Source organism: Zoogloea sp. GDB6 (genome assembly GCF_056724105.1).
This window is the reverse complement of record NZ_CM161497.1, coordinates 3,349,965-3,367,525: the sequence shown is the minus strand read 5'-3', so window position 1 is coordinate 3,367,525 and position 17,561 is coordinate 3,349,965. Positions and strand designations below refer to the sequence as shown.

Here is a 17,561-nt window from a genome sequence, read left to right as displayed (position 1 = left end):
GGTACTCGGGACTTATAGTTCCCGATCAATTGGCAGCAAGGACAGGAATGTAGCCTTGATGCGCTGCCACGCATTTCTGGCGGGTTCGACGGTGTAGTCGACGCTCATCTTGTTTTCCTCCGTGTGCCAGACGAGGCTTGGGTTTCCATTGTCGTAAGGAGGCGGGCGCAAGCTCACCGTATAGGCATTGGCAGGTTGCGTCATTGCTTCGAAGCGGGCCACAACCTGTTGGGCCAGGGCGGGGCTGTCGATGATCAGGCCAATTTCAGTATTGAGATGCATGGACCGTTGATCAAAGTTCATCGAGCCAATGAACAAGCGTTGTCGGTCGAAAACGAACAATTTTGCGTGCAGGGAGTAATTGCCATTTGGTGGCGTGGCTGTCTGGCCAGTGCCTTTTGCGTTGCCGGGACGCGCGCGTATTTCGTAAAGTTGGACACCACTTGCCAGCAACGGCACCCGATAGGCCATGTAGCCAGCCTGCGCCAGCAGTACGGATGACGATTCCAATGAGTTGGTGAGGATGCGAATGTTCACGCCGCGTTTGCGCAGTGTGTTGAACAAGCGCATGCCCTCGTGTCCCGGTATCAGGTACGGCGTGACCATCAGAAGTTCCGAATCCACTGCCGCCACTTCATTGGCAACGGCTCGCTGCATCAGGCGGCCGACCATGGCTCCGCTTTCCACGCGCTTCTTGTCGGGGCTGTCGTAGACCACCCGGGCGGGCGCCCATATCAATGGCAGGCGCCCGGAAAGGATTCCGCCAAAGGGCTCGCCGGTGGCGACGCGATTTGCGTAGCCCGTGCTGGCGGATGACGGCGGGCGACGGTGTTCCCGCATGGCCTGACGCCGCTCATGCAGGCGGCGCTCGGATGCTGCTTCCGGGGACAGGGCTGCCAGCGGGATTGCGAGGGGACTATTCCAGAACTCGTCGAAGGTGGCGGAGAGTTTGCTGGAGATCGGGCCGGCGACAAATACATCGTCGTCGGCAAACTGGGTGTCTGGATCGATCTGAAAATACTGATCACCAATATTGCGCCCGCCGAGCAGGGCAATGGCGTTGTCGACGACCAGCAGCTTGTTGTGCATCCGATAGTCGAGCCGGGAGGCGTTGAACATGAATTCGAGCCCACGCAAGGACTTCATGTTTCCGCGGTAGGCGAATGGATTGAAGAGCCGGATCTGGATGGCAGGATGTTCTTCCAGTGCGGCAATCTGCTCGTCGCCGGCCTCCGTTTCGCCATCGTCAATCAGGATGCGCACCCGTACGCCGCGATCTGCCGCGCGAAGGACCGCATCGGTCAGTAATCGCCCGGTCTCATCACCCCGGAAAATGAAGTACTGCAGATCAAGCGTGCGTTCCGCCGCGTTGATCATCTGCATTCGGACCAGAAAGCCATCGGCGCCAACCGGGATGATGCGGAACCCGGAGTCTCCGTCATGTTGGTGTGCGGCAACGGAAAACTGCCTTCCCAGGTGGGTTTCCTCCGGATGAGGCAGGGCCGATGAAACGTCGCGCGGGAAGTCCGAACCCGGTGGCAGTGTCGTACACCCCGCCAGCAGAACGATGATGACGGTAAGCAGGGATTGAAAAAGGCGTGCTGCCCGGCAAGCACTCTTCATGACTGGATGGAGATCGGCCGTGATGGTTTAAGCGCGGGATCTGACCCTGTTCCGACATCCGTTGAACTGTAGCAATACACCGCACACGCATCGGTCTGCCGTCGAACAAGCGCACTGTCGTTGCTGTCGCCCGTGCCGTCGGCCGATGGCTAGATGCCTGTTCTCGTTATAGCTGAAGGAAACGTATCCGCAGGCAGCGCGTCCGGGTACAGGGCTGCCGATTGCAGCCGCTTGGCGAGGACCCGCATGACGAACGCTGCGAACTCCGGGGTGTCCCGGATGATTGCGTAAAAAGCCTGCTCGGTGATCTCGATGAACTCGCAACTGGTCCGGGCCGTCACCGTCACCGGGCGCGGTCCGGGGGTAAGGAGGCTGGCTTCGCCGATGAGGGTGCCGGGAAGAAGCACTTCGACGAGATGTTCGTGGGCGCTCACTTCTGCCCGCCCGTCGATCAGCAGGTACATCGAATTGCCCCATGCCCCTTCGCGGAAGAGGCTTTGTCCGTTGGCGATGCGGAACGAGGGGTAGGCCCTGGAAAAGCGCATGAGCTCGATGGGGCTGAGGCACACGCTGTCCCGCGAGTAGGGAACGCTGGCGGGCAGCAGATCTTCGGCCTGCTCATTTGCATGAGTGGGCGCCTGGCTGTCGGGTTTCAATAGGCTCAGGATCCACATGGCTCGAGCCTAGAACTTTTGTGTGACAGTTTTGCGTCAGGCGGTGTTGCGGGCGCCCTGAACATGTTGCCGCCTCGATCCGGGTGGCTGCCGTGCTGGTCGGTGACGTTGTCACGTGTAAACGTTGCTGGCGGTGTGCAGGCCGATGGCAGGGTTCCGTATCGGCGACTATTTGAACGTTGATCTAAATCAATCTGCTCGGTCGTATGTGCGTAGATGCTAATACATGAATTTGCTAACTTACTCAGCAATGCCGCTCATCCAGGAAAGGATAAGGCCATGGAACGACGATTCGCGCAAAGATCACTTGCATATATGAGGCAAAAGGAAAGTGGCCTCGTTGCGAGGGCCATGATACTGGCCCTGCTGACATCCATCAGCGCGGTCGAGGCCGCCGCCGATGCCGCGGTAGACCGACCGGTCGTCGACCTGCGCACCTGGCCGACACCCAACACAGACCTCTCGAAGCTGCCGGATAACGAGCAGAACCGCATGATCAAGATGGGGCAAGCCCTGTTCACTCACACCTCGGAATATCTTGGCCCCGAGGTGCCTGACCGTTCGAAGCGCTATGCCGGTACGAACATGGCATGCGGCAGCTGCCATCGTGCAGCAGCGACGATACCTTACGCCGCCCCGTTGATTGGTACATACAGCGTGTATCCCCAATTCCAGCCGCGATTTGGAAAAATGGTCTCACTCGAAAACCGGGTCAATCTCTGCTTTACCCATAGCCTGTCCGGGCGTGAGATTCCGGAAGATTCGAAAGAGATGAAGGCGATCATTGCCTATATCGAATACCTCTCGCGCGGTGTGCCCAGGGGCGCCAAGATCATTGGCGAGAAGGAAATGGTCGTTGAAGAGCCGAAAAGGGCCGCCAACCTCGTACGCGGGGAGGAGGTCTACAAGAACCAGTGCGCCGTCTGCCATGGCGCCGATGGCCGTGGTCAACGTGTCGGCAAGGTGGGTGATACGAAGGGCTACACCTTCCCGCCGCTCTGGGGGGCGGATGCAACCAGCGAATCGGCCTCGATGTTCCGCATCCTGTCGACCTACCAATATGTCTATGTGAATATGCCGCTGGGTCAGGCGACATGGGATCGCCCCGCGCTGTCGAAGGACGATGCCTATGACGTCGCCGGCTTCGTTATTTCGCACCCACGCCAGCCAAGAGAAGGCGAGGTCGCCAAGGACTTCTCGAACCCCCTCGACAAGCCTGAAGATTTTCCGTGGGGGCCTTACGTCGATTCGTTCTCCGAGATGCAGCACAAGTACGGTCCCTTCGACGCCATCCGCGCCGAAACTGCCTCGGCAAGGGAAAAGGCGAAGAGGGAGAAGGACGCGAAGGGGAACCCAGGGGCCTTATCCGCACCCAAGTGAGGCCAGGCGTTCTGGCGCCGTGGCGCGACGGGGCGTTGTCATCAACGATGCCAAATTGGCTTTTGTGGCGACGCCCTGCGGATCTGCACTACTTCAGGCCGGTGGCCGTGTTTGTTGCCGTGGATCGTTCCTGTCGCGATGCAGCGTGCTGCCGCCATCAAGCCGTCGCATGTGCATCCTCACGGATGTTGTATCAGGAGCCGCAGGACAACCACTTCAGCAAGATGGCATACAGCTTCTCCGGGACCATCGGTTTGGTGATGAAGTCATTCATGCCCGCCGCAAAACAGGCGCGACGGTCTTCAACGAAGGCATTGGCGGTCATTGAGAGGATGGGCGTGTGTGCCCTGTCAGGCAATGCGCGGATGACCTGGGTCGCTTCAAGGCCGTCCATCTCGGGCATTTGTACGTCCATCAGAATCAGGGCGTAATCCATTTGCTGTACGAGGCGCACCGCTTCCCGTCCATTGGAGGCTACATCCAGGACCAAGCCTGTATTGCGCAACAACTCCAAGGCCACCTCTTGGTTGATGGGGTCGTCCTCTACCAGCAGAAGCAGGGTTCCCGCATGTTTGCTCCGCAGAACATCTTCTGCCGTTTCCTGTCCCTCCGGAACAGCGATGGCATGGTCAGTGTGCGCTTTTTCGAGTCTGGCGGTCAGCCAGAACGTGCTTCCTTGCCCCGGCGTGCTTTCCACGCCTACTTCGCCGTCCATGAGTTCGGCGATGTGGCGTGTGATGGTAAGGCCGAGCCCGGTTCCACCGAATTTGCGTGTCATCGAGCCGTCGGCCTGCTGGAAGGGCATGAAAAGCTTGGCGCTTTGCTCCTTCGTCATACCCAAGCCTGTATCGCTGACTTCAAAGCGTAGCAGGTAGCCATGGTCCGTTGACTCCACCATGTGGGCCTTTAACGAAATGCTGCCGTGTTGCGTAAACTTGACGGCATTACCCAGGTAATTGACCAAGGCCTGACTGAGGCGGGTAGGGTCTCCGCGCAATGCCCGAGGCACATTGGTCATGTCGATATGCAAGGACAGGCCTTTGGCATTAATGGGGTTTTCCACGACGGCAATGACATCGTGCATCAGGTTGTCCAGGCTGAAGTCCGTATGCTCAATGAGCAGCTTGCCGGATTCAATTTTGGACAGGTCGAGGATGTCATTGATGATGCTCAACAGGTGCTCGCCCGAGGTCGCAATTTTGTCGAGTTGCCTTGCCTGCACTTCAGTGACGCCGCTGCGGCGCAGGACATGGGCCATACCCAGAATGCTATTCATGGGCGTCCGGATTTCATGGCTCATGTTGGCCAGGAAGGTGCTCTTGGCGCGATTGGCGGCCTCTGCGGTATCGCGTGCCGCTGCCAACTGTTCAAGGTTTCGGCGATTTTCGAGAAGTGTGGCAATGGCCTGGATGAAATTGTCGAGAAATGGCTCATATGCCTCATAAATCCGCGGGTCGGACAGGACCAAATGGACGTGTCCAAAGGAGGCACGCGGCGTGCGAATTGAAAGACTGGCATCCATCCTTCCATCCACACGGGCAAGGTCGGCACTCTTCCCTTCGGTGACGCCAGGGGTATCTGGAAAGTGGACCAGGCAATCGGCGATTCCGGGGACATCCAGGAGCGCAAGACGCAAGAAGTCCGCGATCTGCCGATCAGGTAGCATTTCCACGATTGGCTGGATGACAAGCAGGCGGCCCAGAGCTTGTGCTGTCGGATGCGGGGACGTCATGAACAGGCCACCGTCAGCATCGGGGATCGCTTTCTGCCACGATGTAGTATGGATTTTTGACGACCCGCCCATCCACGATCATCATCGGATGGACCTTGAGAAGTCGGTAGAGCGTCTCTCCGTCAAACAGGCGGGCGTCGTACTGACAGATGGCGGTTACCGGCACTTTCCTGAGGAGTTGATTGACGCGGGATTCATACTCAATCAGCAATTCTGATCCAGGATGTCCCCGAAGCGCCCAGTTCATTTCGCCTGTGACGCGTAATCCCTTGAAACCGTCATGACGGCTTCGCACCCATGCCGACTCCAAGGTACCCAGCATGCGGTCAGGGCTGAAGGTGCCGTCCGGACAGTAGGTTTCTTCGGCTGTCCGTAATATGCACTGGCGATCGTCGTGGTCAGGAAGCGCAACGCCCAGTTTCCGTAGTTGTGCCCGCAGTTCGTCCGGAGTCATCGTGTCCACGAAGTAGGCAACCTGTTCGTCGCTGTCCAGACCGCTCTGGATGTACTTGGCGAGAACTTGGCGCCGTTCATTGTCATCGTTGAAGATGAAGCACATGTGGGTGCCTTCGAGGAAGGGCCGGGGGTCGAAGCCCAGTGAGGTCATACGCCGAGCGGCACTGGAGGTTGTTGGCATCAAGGACTCCGCCCCAGTTGGGGCAATGATTGGACAAGCGCCAAACGCTATCGGGAAAACGTTGAAGGGGATGTGGAAGCGCCTGTCCTGCTGGCGAACACTATCACTATAGTAATAGATCCCCGGGGGGCTCCGAGTACGGAATCCCGGTTTTTGTGCTGGCGAATTGGCCGGTGTACCGATGGCAGGCTGCGATACGTCCCGCTATTGCGTCACCAGCATCTCATGAACCTTTTTTGACAAAGCCAAGGCACAGGGGCATTCCTCGATCCGCCGCATCGATGCCGTGGCCAGTTGGCCATCGACTTCATGGTGGCCTGAGGTTGGATGTGTGGAGAGATGGTACAGATCTGTGGGATTGTCGCTCCCTGGGGGGCGTAGTGGCCTGATAACATCCGTGGCGAGCGCGATCACACGGGAGACGGTATCCCGGTGTTTGATGGGCTCGCGTAGATTCATCGCCCACGTCCATTATTGTCTTTGCAAGGATGTCAGACGGTCTGAAAGGATGTTCATTCATTGTTGCCGATGCCAATTCGCTGATGCGATCGGTATTGACGACGATGCTGGCCCACGAGGGCGGGCGCGTCCTGGCGACCTTGCGCACGCCGACGGAGGCCCTCGCGGCGGTTGGGCGTCTCAAGCCCGACATTGCGATATTCGACCTGCTCCTGCTGGCGCCGTCGATGCCTGAAGCCCTTCGTTCCGTGATCGCCGACAACCCGGAAACGGCCATCGTGATGATGGGCATGGACGATCAAAAGGCGGCGGCAAGAGAAGCGATGGACTGTGGGGTTCTCGGTTACATGCGCAAGCCGTTGAACGAAGCCAACCTACTGACTTCGCTCCTCCAAGTAAAGACCATCATGGCGTGCCGGAAGGACCTGCGGGCGCCCGCGACGGGGGAAGGGCCGCAGCACCGGGCGGTCATCATCGACCACGATGCGCTGGCGCGGGGCCTCTTGCGTGTGATCCTCGAAGACAACGGCTTCGAGGTGGTGGCCGAGGCGGGGTCCGGCTTCGAAGGGCTGATGGCCGTCGAGCGCCACGAGGCCGATTTCGTCTGTCTGGCCGTCGATCTGCCGGAGATCGATGGCTTGAATACCGTTGCGTGCCTGCGCGCGGTTCACCCCGATCTACCCGTTCTCATGGTTACCGCCCGGGCAGACCGGGAAACGGTCAGTGCGGCCATCCGCAGCGGCGTTCAGGACTACGTCCTCAAGCCGTTCGATGCAGAGCGGGTGATTGCCTCGATCAGGAAGCTTGTGGCCTGACTGGGTTGCTTTACTCCTGTGGCACCAGACCGGCACCATCCTCCTTCGTTTTTTTGAACACAACGAAGCAGCCTTTGCCGGCCTCTTTGGCCTGATACATTGCGTCGTCGGCGCTCTTGACCAACTCAGCAGCATGCACCCCCGCCTCTGGAAAATTTGCGATTCCCACGGAGGCCCCGATTTTTACGGCACAACCGCGGATATCGTTCAGTCCAGCGATATCGGAGACGATCTGCTCCGCCAGCAGGGGAACGCTGTTCAAGGAACGGACATCCTCCAGCAGGACGAGAAATTCGTCGCCGCCGAGCCGGGCCAATGTGTCGCTTCCCCGGCGGACGCGTTTCCCGACACATCGGGCCACCTCCTGCAGGAGCAGGTCTCCGACCTCATGGCCGAACCGATCGTTCACTGCCTTGAAACCATCCAGGTCGAACAACATGACCGCTAAGGACGTTCCACTTCGTTTGGAGCGTTCCAGTGCATGCTCCAGGCGGTCCATGATCAGCGCCCGGTTCGCAAGCCCGGTGAGGGCGTCGTGAAAGGCCAGATGGCGTAGGCGCTTCTCGTTCTGGTAGCGATCCGTGACGTTCGTGAATATGCCTACGTAGCGCGTTCCCATCCCTTCGCCGGAGATAGCATTGATGGTCAGGCGCTCCAGATAGACATCGCCATTCTTATGCCGATTCCACAACTCTCCACTCCAGTGTCCGTTGTTGAGCAGGTTCTGCCATAGGCGCCGATAGAATTGGGGGCCTTGGCGATCCGACTTCAGCATGTGTGGTGTGTTGCCGATGACTTCCTTCGCGGTATAGCCCGTAATGGCTTCAAAGGCGGGATTGACTGCCAGGATCACGCAGCGGCTGTCGGTGACTATCGCCCCTTCGCTGGTATTCTCGACAATGCTCGCGGCGAGCCGTATCTTTTCGGTGCGCTCTTCGACTTGCCGCTCCAGGCTCGATGTCAACTGGTGCATCTCGTTCTGGCTCGTCTTGAGTTGCGTGGCAAGTCGCTCTATTTCCCGCCTGTCGCGTTTGCGACGCGCCCGGCTCTCCAGGGTGAGATGAACGGCAAGAAGCAGCGAACTCAGCGGGATGAGAAGCAGGAAGCCGTTATTCAGTGACCGTTCGAGCAATGTGTCGGGGGGGCCGTCGGACGACACGTCCGCGATGATGAGGAAGGGGAGTTGGTCCAGTTTGCGGGCAAGAGTCAGGCGCATGGGGCCTTCCTTGCTTAAAGGCGCGAAGAATACCTTCTGGCTCACCGACGATTCGATGAACTCGCGCAGTTCCGGCGAGATGTGCGCGTCGCCCACCTGCCCAATAGGGAGGCCGCTGGCCGGATGGCGTGCAATGAGGGCACCCGAGGATTTGTCTCTGAGGACCGCAGAGCCACGTTCGCCCAAGTTCTGGTTTGAAAGGAGCTTTTCGAGATGGCTCAGAGGAATTCCGATGGACACCACGCCTCCAAAGTTGCCGTCGGGGCGATCATATCTGCGAAGAAACGCGAGTACCCATCTCTTGGAAATCTGGTCCATATAAGGAGATGTGATCACCGTGGCACCACCACCTGTCTGCGAACGCACGCTCGAGAAGATGGGAGCGGCGATGTAAGCAGGACTTGCCTGAAATCCTGTCCCGCTGCCCCAGCGGATCATGCCTTCTGCGTCGGTGATGTGAATACTGTCCAGTTCGGGCTGGCGCTCCAAGTAAGCTTGGATAAGGGGCGACAGCGTCTCGGCGTTCAGACCCGGGGATGTGCCCATCAGCACAAGCCGCGCGACGATTGAATCCAGACTCAGGTCAACCATCCGTGCGGCGGACGAAATGCTTGCATCGATGGCGCGCACGGCGTTATCGGCTATTTGTTCACTGTGGGCCCAATGGCGCCTGGTGCTTTCCTCTGCAATATCCTTGGAAAGAAAGAGGGTGCCGGGCAAGAGCGGTAGCAGAATGAGAGCAAGGAGCAGCCCGAACGGCCCCATTTTGTGCCGTAGCATCGAGAGATTCTGCGCGGTCAAGCGACGACTTTCGGCGATTTGGATTCCGCCACTGAATCCAAATCGCCAGGCGTGAAATCAGTGCCGGAGGTCATGGCCGCTGAATTGGCAACAAGGGTTCATGGCGCGCACCTTGATACACTATTGGCATTAAGAATGTCTTTTGATGAACCAATCAATTCGGATATTGCCGAGGAGAGCTCGCCGAAATCGAGAGGCCACGCCATAGTCCTATCTATGATGTCTGCACGGTGTGATCTGCTGTCGGTATCGCCCGTCGCAAATAGAATCTTGCAGGACCATATGTCTTTCAATTCAAGGATCTGCTCGAGCAGATCGTCGGCTCCCCGTATGGCTTCAGCGCTGACGATCATGATGTCTGCCGGCCCGTCTTTGCGTATGGCCTGGATGCCTTGCAGACTATCCACGCCATATGCCCGATAGCCGAGTACTTCGAGACCCGCCACGATCGCCTCCCGTGCCAATGTCACCGGCTCGATAACAAGGAGGCGGGGCGAACGGTTTTTCGGAGAGTTCCTGCTCTGCCGATGGGTGACGGCAGTGCCATTGGCATCTGATGAAGCGCAATTTCGGGTCAAGTCTACGCAGCGCGCCAGATCCAGTACCGATGAGACGTTCATCTTCCTGAAGATCTGAGTCCGATGGGTCTTGACCGTATTAATGGTTGTACCAAGTTGCTCGGCTATCTGCTTGTTCTTGTTCCCGAGCACGATCAAATGGCAGACGTCTTTTTGGCGGGGCGTCAGTGTATTCAGGCGCGCATGTATATCGGCTATATCCACATCGGCCTTAAGGATGTTGGAGCCTGAAAAATTGAGTTTTGTCGGTCTGTGGTGAAATACGAATTCGTCCAATATCTGGACAAGTTCTCCATCGAACACGATTTCGGCCTTTTCCGCTTCCCGCAATTCCTCTGTCAGGGGAAGGTCATATTCCGTGGAATGGCCACCGAGCCACTCCGACACCACGCGTCTCAGCTGCGAGGCAGTGGCAATCGGGTCGGTACTGTCCCCTTCTTTTGTGATATGGCTCAGCCTTCTCAGAATATCGCTATGGGCCTGTTTATGGAGCTCGATATGGCGCTGACAGACCGGTGTCATCGGGAGCAGCGTCATCAAGCTCTCCTCGTAGATGGCGTGGCCAACCAGAAACGCCATCAACTCGCCTGCCATACCGGCAAGTATACTGACGCAGGGCTGGCAGGATTGTTGTGACCAGCACTCTGAGTGGCAAGGGCCTCCTTCTTTAGGACAGAAGGAGTTCAATCTATCGGCAAGGACCATAAGCAATGAGTGCTGGTGATCGATCTCGAAGTGCCCGGTAAGGAAAACAGTCATCTAATACCCGCGTGCAATGCCTTTGTCCGCATTCGAAATGAAAGAATCGATATATTGTCGCAGATAAGATCCATCCGCTCACTCACCCCAAGGGGTGAGGCCTGCGGAGTAAATGCACCTTCTCGAGTCCGTTTGAGACAAAGAAGTGCGATTGGAAAATCCTGCAAATAGAGGGGGTTTTTGAGGGCGAAAAGGTGGCCTTGGGCCACTTCCGTGCGCATCGCCCTCCTTGCAAGCCGTCACACACGCATCACGGCCGCGTACTACGCTGATAGCTCGATCCCATTATCGAGGAGTTGAGCATGAGCCTTTTTGACAAAGCCAAGGAGTTGGCCCAGAACCTGACCGACAAGGTGTCGGACGCCGGAACCGCCATCGTCCACGGCGCGGAGGAACTGGCCTCGACCGTGAACACCGAAGCGAAGGAGGTTGCCGAGGCTGCTTCGAAGCGCATCGAGTCCCTTTCAGATGCTGCCAAGGAACTGGCCGACGACGCTCTGGAAGCCGGTAAATCCGCCGTATCGTCCGCCGCTGAGCTCGCCGGCTCCGTTGCCGACCGCGCCAAGGCCGCGGGTCAGCAAGTTGTCGATGCGTCGAGCGAACTGGTGAGCAACGCGCGGCAGCGGGTGCTGGGGGCGGATGAGGACAAGGCTGAGCCGCAGTCGGGGTCGGAGTCCGCCGAGGACAAGGAGCCGGGGCAGAAGGATTCTTCGGTCTGAGTGGTTGTGGGGGCTGGCCGCGCTGCTGCGGCGGCAGCGCGGTCGGCACACAGTCATCCCTCGGTCTCGCTTCTCTCTATCCGTCCGGCGGTGTCCGGGACGGCGCTATTCTCTTTACCCGCCCACAACATCTACTGCAGCCACACCAATCAGCTCGACACCAGGCGTGACCGTCGGGCCTGCTAAAGCCAGATCGGCGGTGATGCTGCCCTGAATGTCGTGGATGACCGCTGGGAGGACCTTGGCGAGGGCGTCCACGGTGGCCGAGGCGGTGGAGTCGACGGCGGAGAGGTAGCTACGGGCGTTGCTGGCCGCGGTATTGCCGGCGTACAGCGCGCTGGCTTGGGTGTCGGCGGAGAGGATGGACGTGAACAGCGTTGCGGTGACGAGTTTGTCGGTGAGCAGGGTTTTGTCCTGGCCGGTTGCGCCCTGGAGAATGCTCAAGGCGGCGCCGGCGGGGGACACTGCGCCGGCGTTGATGAGGCCAACCCAGTAGTCGCGGCCGGGGATATCGGGTGTGCGGCCGAACAGCTGCTCGTAGATCTGCGTGACGACTTGCGTGGTGTCGCCGTTGCCGTACAGCGCCAGGGATTCGGCCGAGTTGCCGAAGGCGTTGATGATGCTGCTCAGGTTGCCGCCGCTGAGGGCCAGCTGTCCGATCCAGTAGCCTTCGCCGGCGGCATCGGCCGGGCGGCCGTAGTAGGCGAGGTAGGCTTCCTGCACGAGGTTGGCCAGCGGGTTTTCAGAGGCAATGGTGCTGGGGCCAGCATTGCCGGCGTTGCCGGTGGCTTGCGTCTTGAGGTTGAGCGCGACGGTGCCGAGTGCGGCACTGGAGGTATTCAGGTAATCGCCGGGATTGGTGATGGCCGATGCGCCTGCTCCGATGAGTTCGGCATTGAGGTGCGAGGCTTCGAGGGTGGGGGCGTTGGAGGCCCGGCTGTCGTAGAGGGCTTGAACGAAGGATTCGGTGATGGCGTTGCCCTGCTGGTCAAGGGTGTTGGCGCCGTTGGGAATCTCTGAAACCTGGACATTGTATTTTTCGGCCCAGCTGATCAGTGCGCTGGGCGTAAAGAGTCCTTCCTTGACGCCCAGGCTCCCCATGATGAGGGACATGGTGCCCAGCTTGCGGGCCGGATCGACGCCGGTTCCGCCGTTGGTCAGGCCCATGATGTTCGCCCACTGGGTCACGTCGCTGAGCACACTCGTGGCGTCGCTCGTTTCCACTTGCCAGAGCGAGCTGTTGTCCGGGAAATAGTAGTCGGTCAAGGAGCCGTCGTTATTGAGGGTGGCGCCGGTCGTGAAGGTAGTCATGGAAACCCTGGATGGATAGCAGATGTTTGGACGTCTGCCTCTATTTCAGAGGATTCTCGGTATGGCGGGTACTACAAGAACTTATAGCTTGTGAAACTTTCCGCAGGCTTAGGGGGTGATGATCCCCAAGGCCAGGGCACGCGCGACGGTCTGGCTGCGGGTGTTGGTCTGGAGTTTCTTGCCGGCGTTGCTGATATGAAAAACGACGGTGTTCTCCGACACGCCGAGGATCCGGGATATTTCCCAGGAGGTCTTCCCGGACGAAACCCAGGTCAGGCATTCCTTTTCTCGCCGGGTCAGGGCCGGACGGTCGTTCGAGGGGATCTGCGGCAGACCCAGCCGGGTGACCGCCTCGTGGATGTGGGCGAGGAGCATGTAGCCCTGGCCCAATTGCGCGACGATGTTCCTTTGATCCGCTTCGCCCTGGCTCTGGGTGGTGATGCTGAAGATGGCGAGTTCGCCGCCCTTGCCGATGACCGAGAAGGTTGCGCCGGATACGAGCCCGTGTTCGTGCGCTTCGTCGAACATCCTGCTTATATTCTTGTCGTCCGTCTTTTCCTGTTGGTGCCAGACGACGGGGAGAATGGAGCGTGAGCAGTGCTGCACCAGCGGATCGATCTCGATGTAGTTCTGTGACTGGTAGCGCTCGAACCATGATTCCGGATAGCTGGAGATCACGCCGCCGTGCTTTTGCTCGGTGCCGTCAAAGGTGAAGCGGGCACGCTCGCCGTTGGGCTTGATGGGCGCGTGGGCGCCGTAGTGAAACGATGAGAAGCCAAGGCTGTACACCGTGTCGTTGATCGCGCCGCCGAGTGCTGCGACAGATCCTGCGTTCAGGATTTGTTCAAAGGGATACAGCAGATGGCTCATCCAGGCGCGCTCCAGGTTCCGTGGCGCGCAGCATTCTAATTTATGTAGCTTTCGGCAGTTTGTCGTATGTCATGGCTTTCGCCGTGGGCAGGCCGTGGGTGAGAGGGCGCTGTTGACCGGCAAAGACCCTATCGCGGTAGCAGTTTTTTAAACGGGTGCATGGACATATCCTTGCAATGTGTCGATAGCGCTTCGGCGATTATCCGTTTTTGCTTTTTTGCCTCCTTCCAACGAGTCCGCCATGGGTTCCTTGATTTCTCCGCAAGACTTGCCGACCTGGGTGCCGGGGCGGGTGTTGTCGGCCAGCGATGGGCTGGGGTGGAAGGACGTCGGCCATCGGTCCTACCTGTATACCGGGCTCGATGTGGCGATTCCGCCGATGGATCATTTCATGGTGGTCCGTTATCGCACCGGGCAGACGCCGATGGACCGGCGGGTGGAGGGGCGGTGGACGCGGCGGCAGTGTGCGCCGGGGGAGTTCTCCTTGCTGACCCGTTCGGAGCCGTCCCATTGGCATTGGACGGAGTGCATCGAGGTGTCCCACACCTATCTGTCGGATGTGTTGATGCAGCGGGTGGCGGGGGACATCACGGAGCGGGCGGTGGCGGACATCCGGCTGCACGATGTGCTGCAGGCGCGGGACCCGGTGGTGATGGGCATCGTCGATGCGATCGCCGCGGAGGCGGAGCGAAAGGGCTTGGGCGGCAGCCTGTACGTGGAGGCGCTGTCGATCCAGTTGGCGGTGCATCTATTCCGCCATTACGCGTGCATCCAGTTTCGTGACGAGGTGCCGGCGGGGCCGTTGTCGCCGGCGCGCATGCGGCGTCTGAACGAGTTTCTGGATTCCCACCTGCAGGACGGCATTTCCATCGAGCAGATGGCGGCGACGCTGGGCCTGGGGGTGTGGACCTTCTCGAAGCACTTCCGCGCGACGACGGGCGCTTCGCCTTATGACTACGTGACGCGGCGGCGTCTGGAACGGGCGGTGCGCCTGCTCACGGCGGGGGAACTGGCGATCAAGGAGGTGGCCGTGGATTGCGGTTTCTCCGACCAGGCCCACCTGACGCGGGTGATGCGGGCACGGATGGGAACGACGCCGGCGCGCATGCGCAAAGAGGGCGGCGGCGCATAAAAAGGGGCGCAACGGCAATGCCGATGCGCCCGAAAGGCGCGTCCTGAAGAGAGGGGCGCCTGCACTTGCAGCCGGTCAGGGCCGCCTGGGCATCACCTTCCGGAGGTGATCGGTTGCGCCAGCAGTTCCTTCAGGTGGCTATCCACTTCGGCAATGCCGTTGGCGTCGGTGCCGAAGAGGGCAAGGTGGCCGTCGATGCTGTTGATCGGCCGGAACTCGCTATTGGGGATGAGCTGCTGCTCGGCCAGACAGTCGGTGGGCGGGAAGAACATGTCGTGGCTGATCGGCATCACGAAGGTTTTGGCCGTGATGCGGCCGAGGGCTTCGGTGAGATTGCCGCCGGTGTGGCGGCTCACGTCGCCGCGCTGCCATTTCCAGGCCATGCACAGCAGGTTGTTCGGGTCCATCGGGCCGAAGTAGCCGTTCATGAACTGCTCGACAAAGCTCTGCATGGAATCGAAGCCGAGTACCCGGTGGCGGCCGCAGCGGAAGAACTCGGTGCTCCAGCCCATTACCGTCCATAGCTTGGCGTGCCGCTGCAGGCCGGCAGCCACGTCGGCAGGTGATGCGTAGCTGCCGTCGCGAAAGCCGGGATCGGTGGTGATGGCGTCCATCAGTGTGTCGGCAAACACGAAGTCATGCTCGGTGTTGCGGGCAGTGCCGGCAATCGGCGCGGCACGTTCGACCATCTCGGGGTAGCGCACGGCCCATTCGTAGGTTTGCTGGGCGCCCATCGAGCCACCGACCACGAGCGCCAGCCGCTCGATGCCGAAATGCTGGACGAGCAGCCGGTGCTGGGCGCGCACGTCGTCGCCGATGCGCACGCGGGGGAAGCGCGGCCCGGCGATGTCTGCCGGCGCATTGCTGGGCGACAGGGACAGGCCGCTACCGATCTGATTGACGACGATGATGAAGTAGCGCTCGGGGTCGAGAGCGTGGCCAGGGCCGATGTAGACCTGCTCCATGATCTTGCTGGTGCCGGAGTACCAGGTCGGCACCAGGATGGCGTTGTCCCGCGCTTCGTTGAGTCGGCCGTGGGTGGCCACGGCCAGCGTGCACTCTTCGAGCACGCCGCCTTCTTCGAGTTCGAGGCGGCCGATGTCGATGAGCTTGAAGGGGCCGTGGTTTTCCTGGGTGTAGTAGGTGTTCATGGTCTTGTCTCCTCCTGGGGGTCGGTAGCTTGGCTCAGCGCATTTCGAAGCCGGGGTAGCCCTGGCTGGCGAGCTCATCGCACTGGCGGTTGTAGTGGCCGACACCGCCAATGTAGGAGATCAACCGGCGCGGCTTGCCTTCGACGTTGGAGCCCATGTACCAGGAGTCGGTCTTGACGACGAGCGTTGCAGCGGCCGTCTCGTCGTGGTGCTGCACCCAGGCGTCCTCGAAGTCCTGAGTGGCTTCGATGACCTGCTTGCCGTTCTTGCGGGCGTAGGCGATGCAATCGGTGATCCAGTCCACCTGTTGCTGCAGGCAGGTGGTCATGTTGCACAGGGCGGCGGAGGGGGCGAGGGGCGCGCCGGTGGTGAACAGGTTGGGGTAGCCGTGTACCTGCAGGCCCATGGAGGTGCGGATTTCCTGGCTCCATTGTTCCTTGAGGGCGCGCCCGCCGCGGCCGCGGATGTCGATGCGGCTAAGGGCGCCGGAGCCGGCGTCGAAACCGAGGGCCAGGATGATCACGTCCACTTCGTGCACCTTGCCGTCGGCGGTCTGGATGCCTTCCGGAACGATCCGCTCGATGGGCGCCTTGCGGCAGTCCACGCCTTCCACGTTGGGCTGCAGGAACACTTCCAGGTACTTGTTCTCAAGCGGCACGCGGTGGGTGCCGAAGCCGTAGTCCTGCGGGATCAGCAGGTCGCACAGGTCGGCCCGGTGCTGCAGGCGGTCGCGCATCTTGGCGCGCACGAATTTAGATACTTCCTCGCTGACGGCCTCGTCGAAGAACATTTCGGGGAAGGAGGCCAGCCACAGGGCGAGGGAGCCGTCGTTCCAGTTGCGTTCGAGGATGGCGGTGCGTTCTTCGGGTGTCTTCTCGTCCCATGGGCCGGCGTCGAAGTCGTAGTCGAAGCCAGCGAAAGTGGTGCGCACGCGCTGCTTGGTTTCATGGAAGCGCTCGCCCCATTTCTGCCAGTCCTGCTCGGAGTATTTGGGGTTCTGCATCGGGATGATGTACTGCGGCGTGCGCACAAAGACCTTCATCGAGCCGACTTCCGGCGCGATGGTCTGGATCACCTGGATGCCGGTGGCGCCGGTGCCGACCACGGCGACGCGCTTGCCCTTCAGATCCACCGGCTCCTTCGGCCACAGGCCGGTGATGAGCACCTCGCCCTTGAAGCTGGATTGCCCCGGGAAGCGGTCGACGATGGGGGCCGACAGCATGCCGCAGCAGGCGAGCAGGTACTGGGCAGTGATCGTTTCGCCGGCGGCGGTGGTGATGCGCCACAGGTCCTCGGCCTCGTCGAAATGGGCCGAGGCGATGCGGGTGTTGAACTGGATGTCTTTCTTCAGATCGAGCGTGTCGGCCACGTGGTTCAGCCAGCGCTCGGTCTCCGGTTGGGCGGGGAAGCGCTCGGACGGCTGCCAGGATTTGTACAGCTCTTCGGAGAACCAGTACTGGTAGATCTCGGCCTGGGAGTCGAAACGGGCTCCGGGGTAGCGATTCCAGTACCAGGTGCCGCCGACGCCGCTGCCGGTTTCATAGGCGCGCACCTTCAGACCCATCTCGCGCAGGCGATGCAGTTGGTACAGGCCGGCGACGCCGGCGCCGATCACCAGGGCGTCGAGATGTTCGGGTTTGGCCTGCTGGGTGGCAGGGCTCTGCGGGGTGTATTGCGTGCTCATTTCTTGTCTCCGTTGCCTCG

General features: G+C 60.2%; 14 protein-coding genes. 4 read left to right on the top strand and 10 right to left on the bottom strand.

What is annotated here, in order from left to right:
• Nucleotides 1–12: 12 nt before the first annotated feature.
• A complete protein-coding gene (locus AC1PQG_RS15345; protein ID WP_481118688.1) occupies nucleotides 13–1,623 on the bottom strand; it encodes a phospholipase D-like domain-containing protein in 1,611 nt (536 codons plus the stop codon).
• Between the two features lie 149 nt (nucleotides 1,624–1,772).
• Nucleotides 1,773–2,297 (bottom strand): Crp/Fnr family transcriptional regulator, encoded by a 525-nt coding sequence (locus AC1PQG_RS15340; protein ID WP_481118687.1) that lies wholly within the window; start codon nucleotides 2,295–2,297, stop codon nucleotides 1,773–1,775.
• A 279-nt stretch (nucleotides 2,298–2,576) separates the two neighbouring features.
• On the opposite strand from AC1PQG_RS15340, the gene AC1PQG_RS15335 reads away from it, so the two are divergent.
• The gene (locus tag AC1PQG_RS15335; RefSeq protein WP_481118686.1) at nucleotides 2,577–3,677 is read left to right on the top strand and encodes a c-type cytochrome; all 1,101 of its coding nucleotides are present in this window, start codon (nucleotides 2,577–2,579) and stop codon (nucleotides 3,675–3,677) included.
• Nucleotides 3,678–3,870: 193 nt separating this feature from the next.
• Here the strand turns inward: AC1PQG_RS15335 and AC1PQG_RS15330 are convergent, their stop codons facing one another.
• Together AC1PQG_RS15330 and AC1PQG_RS15325 are read right to left on the bottom strand one after the other, a co-directional pair.
• The gene (locus tag AC1PQG_RS15330; protein ID WP_481118685.1) at nucleotides 3,871–5,409 is read right to left on the bottom strand and encodes a response regulator; all 1,539 of its coding nucleotides are present in this window, start codon (nucleotides 5,407–5,409) and stop codon (nucleotides 3,871–3,873) included.
• A gap of 13 nt (nucleotides 5,410–5,422) precedes the next feature.
• Nucleotides 5,423–6,046 (bottom strand): MEDS domain-containing protein, encoded by a 624-nt coding sequence (locus AC1PQG_RS15325; RefSeq protein WP_481118684.1) that lies wholly within the window; start codon nucleotides 6,044–6,046, stop codon nucleotides 5,423–5,425.
• 488 nt (nucleotides 6,047–6,534) lie between these two features.
• Between AC1PQG_RS15325 and AC1PQG_RS15320 the strand changes: the two genes are divergently transcribed.
• Nucleotides 6,535–7,320 carry a response regulator gene (locus tag AC1PQG_RS15320; RefSeq protein WP_481118683.1) on the top strand — a complete coding sequence of 262 codons (786 nt, stop codon included), beginning with the start codon at nucleotides 6,535–6,537 and terminating at the stop codon, nucleotides 7,318–7,320.
• Nucleotides 7,321–7,330: 10 nt separating this feature from the next.
• On the opposite strand, the gene AC1PQG_RS15315 is transcribed toward AC1PQG_RS15320, so the two are convergent.
• Nucleotides 7,331–9,337, bottom strand: a complete 2,007-nt coding sequence (locus AC1PQG_RS15315; protein WP_481118682.1) for a diguanylate cyclase domain-containing protein — start codon at nucleotides 9,335–9,337, stop codon at nucleotides 7,331–7,333.
• A gap of 98 nt (nucleotides 9,338–9,435) precedes the next feature.
• Nucleotides 9,436–10,494 (bottom strand): LuxR C-terminal-related transcriptional regulator, encoded by a 1,059-nt coding sequence (locus tag AC1PQG_RS15310; RefSeq protein ID WP_481118681.1) that lies wholly within the window; start codon nucleotides 10,492–10,494, stop codon nucleotides 9,436–9,438.
• Nucleotides 10,495–10,976: 482 nt separating this feature from the next.
• Here AC1PQG_RS15310 and AC1PQG_RS15305 point away from each other — a divergent pair, with 482 nt between their 5' ends.
• Nucleotides 10,977–11,393, top strand: coding sequence for a hypothetical protein (locus AC1PQG_RS15305; protein ID WP_481118680.1), 417 nt, complete (start codon nucleotides 10,977–10,979; stop codon nucleotides 11,391–11,393).
• A gap of 114 nt (nucleotides 11,394–11,507) precedes the next feature.
• Here the strand turns inward: AC1PQG_RS15305 and AC1PQG_RS15300 are convergent, their stop codons facing one another.
• Nucleotides 11,508–12,704: a DUF4214 domain-containing protein gene (locus AC1PQG_RS15300; protein WP_481118679.1), complete on the bottom strand. Its 1,197-nt coding sequence runs from the start codon at nucleotides 12,702–12,704 to the stop codon at nucleotides 11,508–11,510.
• Between the two features lie 108 nt (nucleotides 12,705–12,812).
• The gene (locus AC1PQG_RS15295) at nucleotides 12,813–13,574 is read right to left on the bottom strand and encodes an autoinducer binding domain-containing protein (RefSeq protein ID WP_481118678.1); all 762 of its coding nucleotides are present in this window, start codon (nucleotides 13,572–13,574) and stop codon (nucleotides 12,813–12,815) included.
• 241 nt (nucleotides 13,575–13,815) lie between these two features.
• Between AC1PQG_RS15295 and AC1PQG_RS15290 the strand changes: the two genes are divergently transcribed.
• The gene (locus AC1PQG_RS15290) at nucleotides 13,816–14,706 is read left to right on the top strand and encodes a helix-turn-helix domain-containing protein (RefSeq protein ID WP_481118677.1); all 891 of its coding nucleotides are present in this window, start codon (nucleotides 13,816–13,818) and stop codon (nucleotides 14,704–14,706) included.
• 92 nt (nucleotides 14,707–14,798) lie between these two features.
• On the opposite strand, the gene AC1PQG_RS15285 is transcribed toward AC1PQG_RS15290, so the two are convergent.
• Entirely contained in the window at nucleotides 14,799–15,857 is a 1,059-nt protein-coding gene (locus AC1PQG_RS15285) for an alpha/beta fold hydrolase (protein ID WP_481118676.1), read from the bottom strand.
• A gap of 34 nt (nucleotides 15,858–15,891) precedes the next feature.
• Nucleotides 15,892–17,541 (bottom strand): flavin-containing monooxygenase, encoded by a 1,650-nt coding sequence (locus AC1PQG_RS15280; RefSeq protein ID WP_481118675.1) that lies wholly within the window; start codon nucleotides 17,539–17,541, stop codon nucleotides 15,892–15,894.
• Nucleotides 17,542–17,561: the final 20 nt, after the last annotated feature.